Annotated in this window: 14 protein-coding genes and 1 riboswitch; of the genes, 8 read left to right on the top strand and 6 right to left on the bottom strand. The window is 65.6% G+C overall.

Features of this window, described 5'->3' with window-relative positions:
- Nucleotides 1-22 precede the first annotated feature (22 nt).
- A complete protein-coding gene (tkt, locus tag KDW96_RS13795) occupies nucleotides 23-2,020 on the bottom strand; it encodes a transketolase (protein ID WP_255836827.1) in 1,998 nt (665 codons plus the stop codon).
- A 208-nt stretch (nucleotides 2,021-2,228) separates the two neighbouring features.
- Here tkt and KDW96_RS13790 point away from each other — a divergent pair, with 208 nt between their 5' ends.
- Nucleotides 2,229-3,242, top strand: coding sequence for an ArsR/SmtB family transcription factor (locus tag KDW96_RS13790; protein WP_255836826.1), 1,014 nt, complete (start codon nucleotides 2,229-2,231; stop codon nucleotides 3,240-3,242).
- Nucleotides 3,243-3,263: 21 nt separating this feature from the next.
- Complete coding sequence (metK, locus tag KDW96_RS13785) at nucleotides 3,264-4,454, top strand: methionine adenosyltransferase (RefSeq protein ID WP_255836825.1); 1,191 nt, start codon at nucleotides 3,264-3,266, stop codon at nucleotides 4,452-4,454.
- Between the two features lie 59 nt (nucleotides 4,455-4,513).
- Here metK and KDW96_RS13780 read toward each other — a convergent pair whose 3' ends face one another.
- Nucleotides 4,514-4,735 carry a hypothetical protein gene (locus KDW96_RS13780; protein WP_255836824.1) on the bottom strand — a complete coding sequence of 74 codons (222 nt, stop codon included), beginning with the start codon at nucleotides 4,733-4,735 and terminating at the stop codon, nucleotides 4,514-4,516.
- Between the two features lie 93 nt (nucleotides 4,736-4,828).
- On the bottom strand, nucleotides 4,829-5,278 hold the full coding sequence (locus KDW96_RS13775) for a c-type cytochrome (protein ID WP_255836823.1): 450 nt from the start codon (nucleotides 5,276-5,278) through the stop codon (nucleotides 4,829-4,831).
- A 202-nt stretch (nucleotides 5,279-5,480) separates the two neighbouring features.
- A riboswitch (S-adenosyl-L-homocysteine riboswitch) is annotated at nucleotides 5,481-5,574 on the top strand.
- Nucleotides 5,575-5,597: 23 nt separating this feature from the next.
- Between KDW96_RS13775 and ahcY the strand changes: the two genes are divergently transcribed.
- The 3 genes from ahcY (at nucleotide 5,598) to KDW96_RS13760 (ending at nucleotide 8,833) form a co-directional block, all read left to right on the top strand.
- Nucleotides 5,598-7,004, top strand: coding sequence for an adenosylhomocysteinase (ahcY, locus tag KDW96_RS13770; RefSeq protein WP_255836822.1), 1,407 nt, complete (start codon nucleotides 5,598-5,600; stop codon nucleotides 7,002-7,004).
- Nucleotides 7,005-7,085: 81 nt separating this feature from the next.
- Nucleotides 7,086-7,931 (top strand): methylenetetrahydrofolate reductase [NAD(P)H], encoded by an 846-nt coding sequence (gene metF, locus KDW96_RS13765; protein WP_255836821.1) that lies wholly within the window; start codon nucleotides 7,086-7,088, stop codon nucleotides 7,929-7,931.
- Nucleotides 7,932-8,047: 116 nt separating this feature from the next.
- Complete coding sequence (locus KDW96_RS13760; protein WP_255836820.1) at nucleotides 8,048-8,833, top strand: substrate-binding periplasmic protein; 786 nt, start codon at nucleotides 8,048-8,050, stop codon at nucleotides 8,831-8,833.
- 27 nt (nucleotides 8,834-8,860) lie between these two features.
- Here the strand turns inward: KDW96_RS13760 and ppnN are convergent, their stop codons facing one another.
- Nucleotides 8,861-10,234, bottom strand: a complete 1,374-nt coding sequence (ppnN, locus tag KDW96_RS13755) for a nucleotide 5'-monophosphate nucleosidase PpnN (RefSeq protein ID WP_255836819.1) — start codon at nucleotides 10,232-10,234, stop codon at nucleotides 8,861-8,863.
- A 520-nt stretch (nucleotides 10,235-10,754) separates the two neighbouring features.
- On the opposite strand from ppnN, the gene rhlE2 reads away from it, so the two are divergent.
- Nucleotides 10,755-12,575, top strand: coding sequence for an RNA helicase RhlE2 (rhlE2, locus tag KDW96_RS13750; protein WP_255836818.1), 1,821 nt, complete (start codon nucleotides 10,755-10,757; stop codon nucleotides 12,573-12,575).
- A gap of 98 nt (nucleotides 12,576-12,673) precedes the next feature.
- On the opposite strand, the gene KDW96_RS13745 is transcribed toward rhlE2, so the two are convergent.
- Together KDW96_RS13745 and KDW96_RS13740 are read right to left on the bottom strand one after the other, a co-directional pair.
- Nucleotides 12,674-13,252 carry a YceI family protein gene (locus KDW96_RS13745; protein ID WP_255836817.1) on the bottom strand — a complete coding sequence of 193 codons (579 nt, stop codon included), beginning with the start codon at nucleotides 13,250-13,252 and terminating at the stop codon, nucleotides 12,674-12,676.
- A 64-nt stretch (nucleotides 13,253-13,316) separates the two neighbouring features.
- Nucleotides 13,317-13,862, bottom strand: a complete 546-nt coding sequence (locus KDW96_RS13740; RefSeq protein WP_255836816.1) for a cytochrome b — start codon at nucleotides 13,860-13,862, stop codon at nucleotides 13,317-13,319.
- Between the two features lie 313 nt (nucleotides 13,863-14,175).
- Between KDW96_RS13740 and KDW96_RS13735 the strand changes: the two genes are divergently transcribed.
- Nucleotides 14,176-15,582, top strand: coding sequence for an adenosylmethionine--8-amino-7-oxononanoate transaminase (locus KDW96_RS13735; protein ID WP_255836815.1), 1,407 nt, complete (start codon nucleotides 14,176-14,178; stop codon nucleotides 15,580-15,582).
- Nucleotides 15,583-15,660: 78 nt separating this feature from the next.
- Nucleotides 15,661-16,380, top strand: a complete 720-nt coding sequence (locus KDW96_RS13730) for a 16S rRNA (uracil(1498)-N(3))-methyltransferase (RefSeq protein ID WP_255836814.1) — start codon at nucleotides 15,661-15,663, stop codon at nucleotides 16,378-16,380.
- The last annotated feature ends 120 nt before the right edge of the window (nucleotides 16,381-16,500 follow it).

Here is a 16,500-nt window from a genome sequence, read left to right as displayed (position 1 = left end):
CCCGGCCCATCCTACCTGCTGATCAGCCTTCCAGCAGTTCGGCCGCGGTTTCCAGGACGTTTTCCAGGGTGAAGCCGAAGTGTTCGAACAGCGCCGCCGCCGGCGCCGATTCGCCGAAGGTGGTCATGCCGATGACGCGACCTTCGAGGCCGACGTACTTGTACCAGAAGTCGCTATGGGCGGCCTCGATGGCGATCCGCGCACCGACCTGCAGCGGCAGCACGGCCTGCTTGTAGCCGGCGTCCTGCTGATCGAATACCGAGGTCGAGGGCATCGACACCACGCGCACCTTGCGGCCCTGCTCGCTGAGCGCCTCGAAGGCCTGCACCGCCAGGCCGACTTCCGAGCCGGTGGCGATGAGGATCAGTTCCGGCTCGCCGGCGCAGTCCTTGAGCACGTAGCCGCCACGGGCGATGTCGCCCAGCTGGGCGGCATCGCGGTTCTGGTGCGGCAGGTTCTGGCGGCTGAAGATCAGCGCGCTGGGGCCGTCATTGCGCTCGATCGCGCACTTCCAGGCCACCGCCGACTCCACCGCGTCGGCCGGACGCCAGGTGTCGAGGTTCGGCGTGCAGCGCAGGCTGGCCAGCTGCTCGATCGGCTGGTGGGTCGGGCCGTCTTCGCCCAGACCGATAGAGTCGTGGGTGTAGACGAACAGCACACGCTTCTTCATCAGCGCCGACATGCGCACGGCGTTGCAGGCGTACTCCATGAACACCAGGAAGGTGGCGCCGTAGGGGATGAAGCCGCCATGCAGGGCGATACCGTTCATGATCGCGCTCATGCCGAACTCGCGCACACCGTAGAACATGTAGTTGCCCGACGCGTCCGCCGCCGAGACACCCTGACAGCCCTTCCACAGGGTCAGGTTGGAACCGGCCAGGTCGGCGGAGCCGCCGAGGAACTCCGGCAGCAGCGGGCCGAAGGCATTCAGCGCGTTCTGGCTGGCCTTGCGGCTGGCGATGGTCTCGCCCTTGGCCGCCACGTCCTGGATATAAGCGGCGGCCTTCTCGGCGAAATCGGCCGGCAGCTCGCCCTTGACGCGTCGCTGGAATTCGGCCGCCAGCTCCGGGTAGGCGGCGGCGTAGGCGGCGAAACGCTCGTCCCACTCGGCCTCGACGGCGGCGCCGGCCTGCTTGGCGTCCCACTCGGCGTAGATCTCTGCGGGAATCTCGAACGGACCATGCTCCCAGCCGAGGGCGGCGCGGGTCAGGGCGATCTCGTCGACGCCCAGCGGCGCGCCGTGGCAGTCTTCCTTGCCCTGCTTGTTCGGCGAGCCGAAGCCGATGGTGGTCTTGCAGCAGATCAGGGTCGGCTGCGCGCTCTTGCGCGCGGTGTCGATGGCGATCTTGATTTCTTCGGCATCGTGGCCGTCGACGTTGCGAATCACCTGCCAGCCGTAGGCCTCGAAGCGGTTCGGCGTGTCGTCGGTGAACCAGCCCTCGACTTCGCCGTCGATGGAGATGCCGTTGTCGTCATAGAAGGCGATCAGCTTGCCCAGGCCCAGGGTGCCGGCCAACGAACAGACCTCGTGGCTGATGCCCTCCATCATGCAGCCGTCGCCGAGGAACACGTAGGTGTTGTGGTCGACGACGCTGTGGCCTTCGCGGTTGAACTGCGCCGCCAGGACCTTCTCGGCGATGGCGAAGCCCACGGCATTGGCCAGGCCCTGGCCGAGCGGGCCGGTGGTGGTCTCGACGCCCGGGGTGTAGCCGTACTCCGGGTGACCCGGGGTGCGGCTGCCCATCTGGCGGAACTGCTTGAGGTCTTCGATGCCCAGGTCATAGCCGGTCAGGTGCAGCAGCGAATAGATCAGCATCGAGCCATGGCCGTTGGACAGCACGAAGCGGTCGCGGTCGGCGAACTCGGGGTTGCTCGGGTTGTGCTTGAGGTAGTCACGCCACAGCACTTCGGCGATATCCGCCATGCCCATCGGGGCACCGGGGTGGCCGCTGTTGGCTTTCTGCACGGCATCCATGCTGAGGGCACGAATGGCATTGGCACGCTCACGACGGCTGGGCATCGCTGAATCTCCTGCGGGGGCTGAACACGAAAAAGGCAGGCATTTTCGCCCACCCAGGCGGTGCGGGGCAATGACAGATGGTCGCAGCTCGCGGTTTTCTCGGCTCAGAGGCGGCGTCCACCGAGCAAATCGCGCCACGCCGGCAATATCAAAACTTTTTGATATTGCTGTTGCTGTATGAAAAATGACCGACTAGACTTCGCGCCCTATGAATATCCGCGTGCCCCAGCTGAGCTTCGAGCCTGCCGACGAGCTCGCCGCCCTATGCAAGGCCGGCGGCGACCCGTTGCGCCTGAACGTGCTGCGCGCCCTGGCCAACGACTCGTTCGGCGTGCTGGAGCTGGCGCAGATCTTCGCCATCGGCCAGTCGGGCATGAGCCACCATCTGAAGGTGCTGGCCCAGGCCGGGCTGGTGGCCACGCGCCGCGAGGGCAACGCGATCTTCTATCGCCGCGCCCTGGCCCAGGGCGATTCGCTGGGTGGCACGCTGCACGCCGCGCTGCTGGACGAGGTCGACGGCCTGGCGTTGCCGGCCGACGCCCAGGCCAGGATCGCCGAGGTGCACGCGCAGCGGGCCGCGGCCAGCCAGGATTTTTTCGCGCGCATGGCGGCCAGCTTTCAGGCCCAGCAGGACCTGATCGCCGGCCTGCCGCAGTACCGCGACAGCGTGCTGGCCCTGCTCGACGCCCTGAGCCTGGCGGCCGACGCCACGGCCCTGGAAGTAGGCCCCGGCGACGGCGGTTTCCTGCCGGAGCTGGCGCGGCGCTTTGCCCGGGTCACCGCCCTGGACAACAGCCCGGCGATGCTCGAGCTGGCGCGCCAGCGCTGCATCGAGGACGGATTGGACAACGTCGAGCTGCTACTGGCCGACGCACTGAATGACGAGTACCCGAGCGCCGACTGCGTGGTGCTGAACATGGTCCTGCACCATTTCGCCGCCCCCGCCGAAGCGCTGAAGCAGCTGGCGCTGCGGGTGAACAGCGGCGGCAGCCTGCTGATCAGCGAGTTGTGCAGCCACAACCAGAGTTGGGCCAGGCAGGCCTGCGGCGATCTCTGGCTGGGCTTCGAACAGGACGACCTGGCCCGTTGGGCCATCGCCGCAGGGCTCACGCCTGGCGAAAGCCAGTACCTGGGCTTACGCAATGGTTTCCAGATTCAGGTGCGGCACTTCGCCAAACCGGATGAACACACCGGCCCACGGGCCACCCTCACCCACCGGTAATTAATTTAGGAAGACCGATAGATGAGCGAATACTCCCTGTTTACCTCCGAGTCCGTGTCCGAAGGCCATCCGGACAAGATCGCCGACCAGATTTCCGACGCGATCCTCGACGCCATCATTGCCCAGGACAAGCATGCCCGCGTGGCCTGCGAGACCCTGGTCAAGACCGGCGTGGCGATCATCGCCGGCGAAGTCACCACCTCGGCCTGGGTCGACCTGGAAGAGCTGGTGCGCAAGGTCATCATCGACATCGGCTACGACAGCTCCGACGTCGGCTTCGACGGCGCCACCTGCGGCATCATCAACATCATCGGCAAGCAGTCCCCGGACATCAACCAGGGTGTCGACCGCAGCAAGCCGGAAGACCAGGGCGCCGGCGACCAGGGCCTGATGTTCGGCTACGCCAGCAACGAGACCGACGTGCTGATGCCGGCCCCGATCTGCTTCAGCCACCGCCTGGTCGAGCGCCAGGCCGAGGCACGCAAGTCCGGCCTGCTGCCGTGGCTGCGCCCGGACGCCAAGAGCCAGGTCACCTGCCGCTACGAGAACGGCAAGGTCGCAGGTATCGACGCCGTGGTGCTGTCCACCCAGCACAACCCGGACGTGTCCTACAACGACCTGCGCGAAGGCGTGATGGAGCTGATCGTCAAGCACGTGCTGCCGGCCGAGCTGCTGCACAAGGACACCCAGTTCCACATCAACCCGACCGGCCAGTTCATCATCGGCGGCCCGGTGGGTGACTGCGGCCTGACCGGGCGCAAGATCATCGTCGACTCCTACGGCGGCATGGCCCGCCACGGCGGCGGCGCCTTCTCCGGCAAGGATCCGTCCAAGGTCGACCGCAGCGCCGCCTATGCCGGCCGCTACGTGGCCAAGAACATCGTCGCCGCCGGCCTCGCCGAGCGTTGCGAGATCCAGGTGTCCTACGCCATCGGCGTGGCCCAGCCGACCTCCATCTCGGTCAACACCTTCGGCACCAACAAGGTCAGCGAAGACAGCATCATCAAGCTGGTGCGCGAGGTCTTCGACCTGCGTCCGTACGCCATCACCAAGATGCTCGACCTGCTGCACCCGATGTACCAGCCGACTGCGGCCTACGGCCACTTCGGCCGCGAGCCGGTGGAGATGAGCTACGGCGACGATACCTTCACCGCCTTCACCTGGGAGAAGACCGACAAGGCCGCCGAACTGCGCGCCGCCGCCGGCCTGTAAGCTCCCCGGCAACGAAAAAGCCCCGCAGATGCGGGGCTTTTTTTGGACCGCCGTAGCGGTCAGAACGACAGTTGCAATCCACCCCCCAAATACATCAGCCCCAGACCAATGACGATCACCAGAAACGGCGACCGCATCGTCGGTTCCTGAGCTGCGAAGATCAGCTGAGAGATTGGCGGAAGAATAAAATTGAGCACGGCGCAAAGGACCGATACCTGAATGCCTCTGGCCACCGACCAGATAAAACCCACCAACGCCAAGAGAAATCCGGCCGTACTCATCATCAACTCCCTTTGATTGAATTCGTTTGCGCTGAGCCACCCCAAAACGGGAAGGCATCTTGCCAGTAACGCTTCTGCAATACACCCCTAGGCTCAGAACGCGCGGAACTCCTTGTGACAGGCCTCGCAACTGTCCTCGACCCGCTGCACGGCCGGCGCCAGGCCACCCTGGCGTAGCGGTTTGGCGGCGGTGGCGGCGACCAGTGCGGCGGTGGCGCCCTCCAGCTCCCGGGCCAGTTCCTGGAAACGCGCCTGGCGCTGCCACACCTCGTCCTTGGCGCGAGTGTCGTCCTCTTCCTTGACCTGGGGAAAATGCTCCCAGGGCTTGCGGGCCAGCTGATCCAGCTCGGCCGCACCACTGATGAAACGCTGCTCGTCGAAGGCGATGCGTCCGCGCAGCATGCCGCCGAGGTCTTCGCTGGTCTTGAGCATCTGCTTGAAGATGGCCTGGCGCTTGCCCAGGGGCGAATTCGGGTCGACTCCGCCGCAGGCGCTCAGGGCCAGACAGATGAACAGCACGGGTAAGGCGATTTTCAGTTTCATGGGCAACGGGTTCGGCAGTGAAAGCGGGCCACAGTATCCCCACTCCGGGCGCACCGGCCAAGCGCGGCGTTTTGCCGCAGATGCCGAACGCGCCGGCGCCAGGACAGGCATTCGGGCGACGGAAAGCCTTGGGCTTCGCGCCGCCCGCCGCTATAATCCGCAGGCTTCACGCTCCCGGCACCGCTCCGGGCGCGCCCGCCACCCGTCCGAGGGGCGCTGCAGCAGACCCTGCCCAGCAGGGATCTGTCAGGCTCGGATGGGGCGTTATCCATACGCATCAACGGCGCCCATTCGCAGACAACGAATGGAGAACTCATTTATGAGCGCTGTAATGACGCCTGCCGGTTTCAACGACTACAAGGTCGCCGACATTTCCCTGGCCGCCTGGGGCCGTCGCGAACTGATCATCGCCGAATCCGAGATGCCCGCCCTGATGGGCCTTCGCCGCAAGTACGCCGCCGAACAGCCGCTCAAGGGCGCCAAGATTCTCGGCTGCATCCACATGACCATCCAGACCGGCGTGCTGATCGAGACCCTGATCGCCCTGGGCGCCGAAGTGCGCTGGTCGAGCTGCAACATCTTCTCCACCCAGGACCAGGCCGCCGCCGCCATCGCCGCCGCCGGCATCCCGGTGTTCGCCTGGAAGGGCGAGACCGAAGAAGAGTACGAGTGGTGCATCGAGCAGACCATCCTCAAGGACGGCCAGCCGTGGGACGCCAACATGATCCTCGACGACGGCGGCGACCTGACCGAAATCCTGCACAAGAAATACCCGGCGATGCTCGACAGGATCCACGGCATCACCGAGGAAACCACCACCGGCGTGCACCGCCTGCTCGACATGCTCAAGGCCGGCACCCTGAAAGTCCCGGCGATCAACGTCAACGACTCGGTGACCAAGAGCAAGAACGACAACAAGTACGGCTGCCGTCATAGCCTGAACGACGCCATCAAGCGCGGCACCGACCACCTGCTGTCCGGCAAGCAGGCCCTGGTGATCGGCTACGGCGACGTGGGCAAGGGCTCGGCCCAGTCGCTGCGCCAGGAAGGCATGATCGTCAAGGTCAGCGAAGTCGACCCGATCTGCGCCATGCAGGCCTGCATGGACGGCTTCGAGCTGGTTTCCCCCTACAAAGACGGCATCAACGACGGCAGCGAAGCCAGTGTCGACGCCGCCCTGCTGGGCAAGATCGACCTGATCGTCACCACCACCGGCAACGTCAACGTGTGTGACGCCGGCATGCTCAAGACCCTGAAGAAGCGCGCCGTGGTGTGCAACATCGGTCACTTCGACAACGAAATCGACACCGCCTTCATGCGCAAGCACTGGGCCTGGGAAGAGGTCAAGCCGCAGGTGCACAAGATCCACCGCACCGGCCTGGACCTCGACCCGCTCAACGACGACTACCTGATCCTTCTGGCCGAAGGCCGCCTGGTCAACCTGGGCAACGCCACCGGCCACCCGAGCCGGATCATGGACGGCTCCTTCGCCAACCAGGTGCTGGCGCAGATCTTCCTGTTCGGCCAGAAGTTCGCCGACCTGCCGGCCGCCGACAAGGCCGCGCGCCTGTGCGTCGAAGTGCTGCCGAAGAAGCTCGACGAAGAAGTGGCCCTGGAAATGGTCAAGGGCTTCGGCGGCGTGGTCACCCAGCTGACGCCGAAGCAGGCCGAATACATCGGCGTGACCGTGGAAGGCCCGTACAAGCCGGACAGCTACCGCTACTAAGCCATCGGCCACAGGCGATCCGCGCAGCTCCCCAGCCGCGCGGGTCGCCTTGCCTGATCAGCCTCACGCCTGGAATTTTCTATGAGCCAAGAACGTAGCTACAGCTTCGAGTTCTTCCCCGCGAAGACCGAGGCCGGGCATGAAAAACTGTTGACCACCGCGCGCGAACTGGCCGCCTACAAGCCGGACTTCTTCTCCTGCACCTACGGCGCCGGCGGCTCCACCCGCGACCGCACCGTCACCACGGTCCTGCAGCTGAACGACGAAGTGCAGGTCTCCACCGCGCCGCACCTGTCCTGTGTCGGCGACAGCAAGGCCGAACTGCGCCAGTTGCTTAACCTTTACAAGGACGCCGGCATCACGCGCATCGTCGCCCTGCGCGGCGACCTGCCCTCCGGCATGGGCATGGCCAGCGGCGAGCTGCGCTACGCCAACGAGCTGGTCAGCTTCATCCGCGAGGAGACCGGCGCGCACTTCCACATCGAAATCGCCGCCTACCCGGAGATGCATCCGCAGGCGCGCAATTTCGAAGCCGATATCGCCAACTTCGTGCGCAAGGCCAAGTCCGGCGCCAGCAGCGCGATCACCCAGTACTTCTTCAACGTCGACAGCTACTTCTACTTCGTCGACCGCGTGCGCAAGATGGGCGTGGACATCCCGGTGGTGCCCGGCATCATGCCGATCACCAACTACAGCAAGCTGGCGCGCTTCTCCGACGCCTGCGGCGCCGAGATTCCGCGCTGGGTGCGCAAGCAGCTGGAAGCCTACGGCGACGACAGCGACAGCATTCGCGCCTACGGCGAACAGGTGGTCAGCGAGATGTGCGAGCGCCTGCTGCAAGGCGGCGCCCCGGGCCTGCACTTCTACACCATGAACCTGGCCGGCCCCAGCCTGGCGATCTGGAACAACCTCAAGCTGTCCCGCTGAGTCCAGACGCAACCCTGAAGCCGGAGACCCAGCCCGGCCTTCAGGGTTGTGACCGCCTGCCGATTTCCCGCGCAACCTGACTTCCCCACGCCCGGCGACCAGCGTACGCTGGCCCGATGACGGCACTCCAACGACAACTCCTCGTCATCCTCTTCCTTGCCAGCTTGAGCCTGAGCGCCCAGGGCCAGACGCTGCGCCTGGTCAGCGAAGCCTGGCCGCCCTACATCTATGAGGAACAGGGCCAGTTACGCGGCCTGGATTACGAGGCGGCACACATCGTCCTGCGGCGCCTGGGCGTCGACGTGGAGTGGCAACTGATGCCCTGGAAGCGTTGCCTGACGGCCTTCAGCCAGGGCCGGGCGGATGGCATCTTCGACATCTTCCAGACTGCCGCGCGACGCCCCACCATGCTGTTTCCCAGCGAGCCACTGTCGGAAATCGAGTTCGTGCTGTTTCACAGCACGGCGCGCCCGCACCGCTTTCAGGACCTGAGCGACCTCGACGGCCTGAAGGTTGGCGTATCGCCCGGTTACTGGTATGCCAACCGAGCGTTCCGCGAATCCGAGCGTTTCACCCGGGAGCCCGGGCCCGACCACGCGGCCAATTTCGGCAAACTGCAGCGCAACCGCGTCGACCTGGTGATCAACGATCATCGCGCCGGCCATTACCTGCTGACCCGGATGGGCCTGAACAAGACGATCACCCACCACCCCAAGGTGGTCAGCCGCGACCGGCTCTACCTGGGCCTGAGGCGCGATGCCGGGCTGGAAGAACTGGCCGAACGCTTCGCCGAGGAGCTGCGGCGCTTCAAGGCCGAGCCGGCCTATGCCGACCTGCTCGCCCGTTACGCACCGCCCCATGACGCACAAGCCGCCACGACGGACGCCGCGCAGATCCCCTGACGAGCCCGCCGGCGCCTGCGCTCGCGCTTAAGCCACCACCTTGTAGCTCGGCACATAGGCGCTGCCTCCCGGCAGCTTCATGCGCTGCTGGTCGACGAATGCCTGCAACAGGCGATCCAGCGGCCGCATGATGCCCTGGTCGCCCGTGATCTGGTACGGCCCATGCTCCTCGATCAGGCGAATCCCCTGGACCTTCACGTTGCCGGCGACGATGCCCGAGAAGGCGCGGCGCAGCTGCGCAGCCAGCTCGTGCACCGGCTGGTCGCGGGTCAGGTTGAGACTGGCCATGTTTTCATGGGTCGGCTCGAAGGGACGCTGGAAGCTCTCGTCGATCTTCAGCAGCCAGTTGAAATGGAAGGCATCGTTGCGCTCGCGGCGGAACTGGGTGACCGCCTGGATGCCCTGAGCCATCTCCCGCGCCACCTCGGCGGGGTCGTCGACGATGATCCGATAACGCTGCTGGGCTTCCTCGCCCATCGTGGCGCCGATGAACGCGTGCAGCTGCTGCAGGTACGGCTCGGCGCTGCGTGGGCCGGTGAGGATCAGCGGGAAGGGCAGCTCCCGGTTATCCGGGTGCATGAGGATGCCGAGCAGGTAGAGAAATTCCTCGGCGGTACCGGCGCCTCCGGGGAAGATGATGATGCCGTGGCCCACGCGGACGAAGGCCTCCAGACGCTTCTCGATATCGGGCAGGATCACCAGTTCATTGACGATCGGATTGGGCGCCTCGGCGGCGATGATGCCCGGCTCGGTCAGGCCCAGATAACGCCCGGTGACGTTGCGCTGCTTGGCATGGGCGATGGTCGCTCCCTTCATCGGTCCCTTCATCACCCCGGGGCCGCAGCCCGTGCACACGTCGAGGCCGCGCAGACCCAGCTCGTGACCGACGATCTTGGTGTACTTGTATTCCTCGCGATTGATCGAGTGCCCGCCCCAGCACACCACGATCTTCGGTTCCACGCCGGCGCGCAGGGTGCCGGCGTTGCGCAGCAGGTGAAAGACGTAATCGGTGATGCCCTGGGAGCTGCTGAAATCGACCCGCTTGCTCTCCAGTTCGCTCTGGGTATAGACGATATCGCGCAAGGCGCTGAACAGCATTTCCCGGGTGCTGGCGATCATTTCGCCGTCGACGAAGGCGTCGGCCGGCGCATTCAGCAGCTCCAGACGGATGCCGCGATCCTGCTGGTGGATGCGCACCTCGAAGTCCGGATAGGCCTCGAGGATGGTCTTGGCGTTATCGCTGCCCGAGCCGGTATTGAGTATCGCCAGGGCGCACTGGCGGAACAGCGCGTAGACGCTGCCGCAACCGGTCTCGCGCAACTGCTGCACTTCTCGCTGGGACAGGGTTTCCAGGCTGCCCTTGGGGGAAACCGAGGCGTTGGTGGTATTTCTCGTGGCCATGCAGGCGCTCCATCGTGGTAAGACCGAGCAAGCCCGCAAGGCTTGATCGTTCCGTCAAGTTATAGACCAGCGCTCACTCGGGCCGGGCATTGATCATGAGCGAGCCCGGGCACTGGCAATGATTCGTCACAGGCATCTGGATCGAGCGGAGGTGTCCGGCAAGCACGGGCGCCAAAGCGACCGGCCGACATGCGTTGACTACTGAGTCCCATGATCCCCGAGGCAGCGCAACTTTGCACGCAGGGCTTTAGCGCTCAGGCCGGGAGGGCAGAGCGCGCCAATGAAGCCAAGGCTCAGGGACACTGCAAATGGCCGGCCGCAGGACGTTTCGACAAGCCGAACGCGCGAACCGCCCCATCGCCCTGCTGTTCTGTTATACTCGGGCCTCCCCGCCAGGCTTGCGCCCGGATGCTAGCCCCCAGTTGGCCAGCAGTACCGGTCGGGATTGCGCGCCCCACGCCGCGATTCAAGCCAGGCAATACACCCCATAGGGCCTCGCCCTCACTAGACAGGATTGCACATGTCCTTTGCCTCCCTCGGTCTCTCCGAGGCTTTAGTCCGTGCGGTCGAATCCGTCGGCTACACCCAGCCCACTCCGGTGCAACAGCGGGCCATCCCCGCCGTGTTGCAAGGTCGCGACCTGATGGTAGCGGCCCAGACGGGTACAGGTAAGACAGGCGGTTTTGCCCTGCCGATCCTCGAGCGACTGTTCCCCAACGGTCACCCGGATCGCGAACACCGCCACGGCCCCAAGCAGCCGCGCGTGCTGGTGTTGACCCCCACCCGCGAACTGGCCGCCCAGGTGCATGACAGCTTCAAGGCCTACGCCCGCGATTTGAAATTCGTCAGCGCCTGCATCTTTGGCGGCGTTGGCATGAACCCCCAGGTACAAGCCCTGGCCAAGGGTGTCGATGTCCTGGTGGCCTGCCCCGGTCGCCTGCTCGACTTGACCAACCAGAAGGCCATCGACCTCTCCCACGTGGAGATCCTGGTGCTCGACGAAGCCGACCGCATGCTCGACATGGGCTTCATCCATGACGTCAAGAAGGTCCTCGCCAAGCTGCCGACCAAGCGTCAGAACCTGCTGTTCTCGGCGACCTTCTCCAAGGACATCACCGACCTGGCCGGCAAGCTGCTGCACAACCCCGAGCGCATCGAGGTGACGCCGCCGAACACCACGGTCGAGCGCATCGAGCAGCGCGTGTTCCGCCTGCAGGCCAGCCACAAGCGCGCCCTGCTGGCCCACCTGGTCACCGCCGGTGCCTGGGAGCAGGTGCTGGTCTTCACCCGCACCAAGCACGGCGCCAACCGCCTGGCCGAATACCTCGACAAGCATGGCCTGCCGGCCGTGGCGATTCACGGCAACAAGAGCCAGAACGCCCGCACCAAGGCCCTGGCCGACTTCAAGGCGAACCAGGTGCGGATCCTGGTCGCCACCGACATCGCGGCCCGCGGCCTGGACATCGACCAGCTGCCCCACGTGGTCAACTTCGAGCTGCCCAACGTCGAGGAAGACTACGTGCACCGCATCGGCCGTACCGGCCGTGCCGGTCGCAGCGGCGAGGCGATCTCGCTGGTCGCCCCTGACGAAGAGAAGCTGCTCAAGGGCATCGAGCGGATGACCAAGCAGAGGATCCCCGACGGCGACCTGATGGGCTTCGATGCCAGCAAGGTCGAGGCCGAGCGCCCGGAAGTCCGCGAGCCGCAGAAGCCCCGTCCGCCGCGTGGCGGTGGTGGTGGCGAGCGCCACGGCAGCGGTCGCAAGGACAAGGGCAAGGACACCGGCAAGGCCAAGTCCCAGCCGGGGCGCAGCCAGCAGCAACAACCGCGCGCGGCGCGCCCGGTCGCGGCGGCCATTCCTGCCTTGCCTCCCGACCGTGCGCCGGACGAGTTCCGCGATGACGAGATCGACAACTTCGGCAACCGGGTGGACTACGTCAGCCCGCACCAGAACAAGCAGCAGAACCGCGGCCGTCGTCCGGGCGCAGCTGCCGCCGCTGGCGCCCCCGCCCAGAGCCCACGCGGCCAGGGCAAGGGGCCTCGCAGCAGTGGTGCGGGAGCCGGCGCCGGCGCCGGCCAAGGCAAGCGCCAGGGCGGCCAGGGCCGCAACGGCGCCGGTCGTTCGCGGCCACAGCGTGACGCCGGCACCTCGCTCGGCCGCGGCGACGAGCTGCCACGCCAGGAGGCAGCTGTGAAAAGCGCCTCCGACAAGCAACCGGTGATCATGCACAAGGGCTCGCGCAGCGACCGCTTCCCGACCCCGGAACAACTCGACCAGTTGCCGAGCAGCCGCCCGCGCGGCGAGAAGCCGGCCCTGCTGACGCGTAACCGCGAAAGCTGAGCCGCCTCCAGACAGCCTCGGCCCAGGCCGAGGCTGCATGGACAGCGCTTACGAAAACGCCGGCCCTAGGGCCGGCGTTTTCTTTGCTGCGCGTTCGCTTACTGGCGTACGCCTTCCACCGAGATGATCAGCTCGACCTCTTGGGAGGCCGGGCCGAGATCCATCTGGATATCGAAGTCCTTGAGCTTCAGCGTGGTCGAGCCGGAGAAGCCGGCGCGGTAGCCGCCCCACGGGTCCTCGCCCTCGCCGACGAAAGTGGCGGCGATTACCACCGGCTTGGTCACGCCGTTGAGGGTCAGGTTGCCGGTGATATCGGCACTGCCTTCACCCGTCGCCTTCACCGCGGTGGACTCGAAGGTGGCCTGCGGATGCTTGCTGACGCTAAGGAAGTCATCGCTGCGCAGGTGCTTGTCGCGTTCGGCATTGTTGGTGAAGACGCTGCTGGTATCGAGTGTCACCTTGACCTTGCTCGCCTCCGGATTCTTTGCGTCGTAGCTGAACTGGCCTTCGAAGTCCTTGAAAGTGCCGTACATCCAGCTGTAGCCCAGGTGATTGATCTTGAAATTGACGAAGGCGTGCTGGCCTTCCGTGTCGATCACATAGTCGGCGGCCAACGCCTGGCCGGCGCCGAACAGGGCCGAGCCGATAGCCAACGCGGCGAGGGTCTTTTTCAACATAGCGAATCTCCTTCTGATTGAGTGCGGTGCACTGCATGACACCGTTGAACGTAGGTCAAAGCCATCAGCGCCCAAGCATGCGCAGCAGCGTGGCGTCGTGGTCGATGAAGTGGTGCTTGAGTGCCGCCAGCGCGTGGATGCCGGCGAAGACCACCAGGGCCCAGGCCAGGTACTCATGCACCAGACCGGCGACATCCGTCTGATTGGGAATGCTGCTGGCAGTGGCCGGCACCTCGAACAGCCCGAACACCTCGATACCACGCCCTTCGGCGGTGGAGATCAGGTAACCGGAGATCATCAGCACGAACAGCCCCAGGTAGAGCAATGCATGCCCGAACTTGCTGCCCAGTCGGGTCAGCCGACCGTGGCTGGGCAGGCTCGCGGGCGGCGGACTGAGGCGACGCCAGAGCATGCGCCCGAGCATCACCGCGAACAGCAGCAGGCCGAAGCTCTTGTGCAGCTCCGGCGCGGTCTTGTACCAGGCGCTGTAGTAGTCCAGACCGACCATCCAGTAGCCCAGGCCGAACAGGCCGAACACCGCCAAGGCCACCAGCCAGTGCAGAAGAATACTGACCAGGCCGTACCGATCGGCCGAATTGCGCCACTGCATCCAGGGATAACTCCACGCAGAAGGCCCTTCTAGAGCCGTTCAGAAACATATTGAGAAAGCCTATCAACAAAACCATCGAGAAAAAGCGAAAAGATTCGCTCTGAAATATCGAGAAATACGATCCTTTGGTTGCCGCCAAGCCGCCCCTGCGAATTAGGGTCGCGCTGGGTCCAAGGGTTCACCGCGGAGCCCTCAACGGTATCCTCCGGCGGATAGACGGCCGCTGCCCCTGAAGCAGGGCCGGCGGGCTGCGCGCCCCATCGCCGCGGACACATCTGATAGGCTTGCCGTAGATGAATGGGAGAGCGTTTCGATGAGCCTGAATGACCACTGGATGCAACGCGACCTGGCGGTGCTCTGGCACCCCTGCACCCAGATGAAAGACCACGAACAGCTACCGCTGGTGCCGATCAAACGAGGCGAGGGGGTGTGGCTGGAAGACTTCGACGGCAAGCGCTATATCGACGCGGTCAGTTCCTGGTGGGTCAACGTGTTCGGCCATGCCAACCCGCGCATCAACCAGCGCATCAAGGATCAGGTCGACCAGCTGGAACACGTGATTCTCGCCGGCTTCAGCCATGCGCCGGTGGTCGAGCTGTCCGAGCGCCTGGTCAAGCTTACCCCGGCCGGCCTGGACCGGGTGTTCTACGCCGACAACGGTTCGTCGTGCATCGAAGTGGCGCTGAAGATGAGCTTCCACTACTGGCTCAACGTCGGCCAGCCGCAGAAGAAGCGCTTCGTCACCCTGAGCAACAGCTACCACGGCGAAACCGTGGCGGCGATGTCGGTGGGCGATGTGTCGCTGTTTACCGACACCTACAAGGCGCTGCTGCTCGACACCCTCAAGGTGCCCAGCCCCGACTGCTTCTATCGCCCCGATGGGATGAGCTGGGAGGAACATTCGCGGACCATGTTCGCCCACATGGAACAGTGCCTGGCCGAGCACCACCAGGAAGTCGCCGCGGTGATAGTCGAGCCGCTGATCCAGGGCGCCGGCGGCATGCGCATGTACCACCCGATCTACCTCAAGCTGCTGCGCGAGGCCTGCGACCGCTACGGCGTGCACCTGATCCACGACGAGATCGCCGTCGGCTTCGGCCGCACCGGCACGATGTTCGCCTGCGAGCAGGCCGGCATCCGCCCGGACTTCCTCTGCCTGTCCAAGGCCCTGACCGGTGGCTACCTGCCCCTGGCCGCCTGCCTGACCACCGACACCATCTACCAGGCGTTCTACGACGACTACTCGACCCTGCGCGCCTTCCTCCATTCGCACAGCTACACCGGCAATCCGCTGGCCTGCGCGGCCGCCTTGGCGACCCTGGACATTTTCGAGCAGGACGACGTGATCGAGGCCAACAAGGCCCTGGCTGCGCGCATGGCCAGCGCCACCGCGCACCTGGCCGATCACGCCCATGTCGCCGAGGTGCGCCAGACCGGCATGGCCCTGGCCGTGGAGATGGTGCAGGACAAAGCGAGCAAGGCCGCCTATCCCTGGCAGGAGCGGCGCGGCCTCAAGGTCTACCAGCACGCCCTCACGCGCGGCGCCCTGCTGCGCCCCCTGGGCAGTGTGGTGTACTTCCTGCCGCCTTACGTGATCACCCCGGAGCAGATCGACTTTCTCGCCGAAGTCGCCAGCGAGGGCATCGATATCGCCACCCGCGAGTCGGTCAGCGTGGCGGTGCCGAGCGGCGCCCGCGTCGACTTCCGCGACCCGGGCTGAGTCCGCCCCCACGCTACAAGCCCGTCACCGATCAGGGTAAGCTTGGCGCTTTCCGCCCAAGGCTTACCCTGCAGACCCATGCGCCTTTCCCGCTTCTTTATCGACGCCCCCCTGTCCCTCGGCGAGCATCAGCTGCCGGAAACCCAGGCCCACTACATAGGCCGCGTGCTGCGACACGCCCCTGGCGACGCCGTGCAGCTGTTCGACGGCAGCGGCCAGGAGTACCTCGGTGAACTGGTCGAGGTCGGCAAGAAGAGCGTGCGGGTCGAACTGCGAGAAGCCTTTGCCGGCCTGGCCGAATCCCCCCTGAACATCCACCTGGGCCAGGGCCTGTCGCGCGGCGAGCGAATGGACTGGGCGATCCAGAAGACCACCGAGCTGGGTGCCAACGCGATCAGCCCGATCGTCAGTGAGCGCTGCGAGGTGCGCCTGAAAGACGAGCGGGCCGACAAGCGCATGGCCCACTGGCGCCAGGTGGCGATCAGCGCCTGCGAACAGTGCGGTCGCTCGGTGCTGCCGGTCATCCACCCGCCGATCGCCCTGGCCGAGTGGCTGCAGCAGGTCGAGGCGCAACTCAAGCTGGTGCTGCACCCGGTGGCCGAGGCCCTGGCCAGCCATGCCCGCCCGCAGTCCCTGGCCTTCCTCATCGGCCCGGAGGGCGGGCTGTCTGACGCCGAGGTAGCTCAGGCGAAGGGCGCCGGCTTCCACGCCGCTCGCCTCGGCCCGCGCGTGCTGCGCACCGAGACCGCGCCGGTGGTGGCGCTCTCGGTCGCCCAGCAGCTGTGGGGCGACTTTTAGGACTGGAACTCTCGTCTCAATCTGGCTATCTTGTGCGCCGCTCGCGACCTGCCTCTATCCAGGCACGACGCGGGCGCTGGTCAGGCGAGCATTTTTCCTGGCCGAACGAGTCTCCCCTAC

This window comes from Pseudomonas benzenivorans (assembly GCF_024397895.1).
In the GTDB taxonomy this organism is placed as follows: Bacteria; Pseudomonadota; Gammaproteobacteria; order Pseudomonadales; family Pseudomonadaceae; genus Aquipseudomonas; species Aquipseudomonas benzenivorans_A.
The sequence above is the reverse complement of the archived record's forward strand: the minus strand, read 5'-3'. Positions and strand labels throughout refer to the sequence as shown.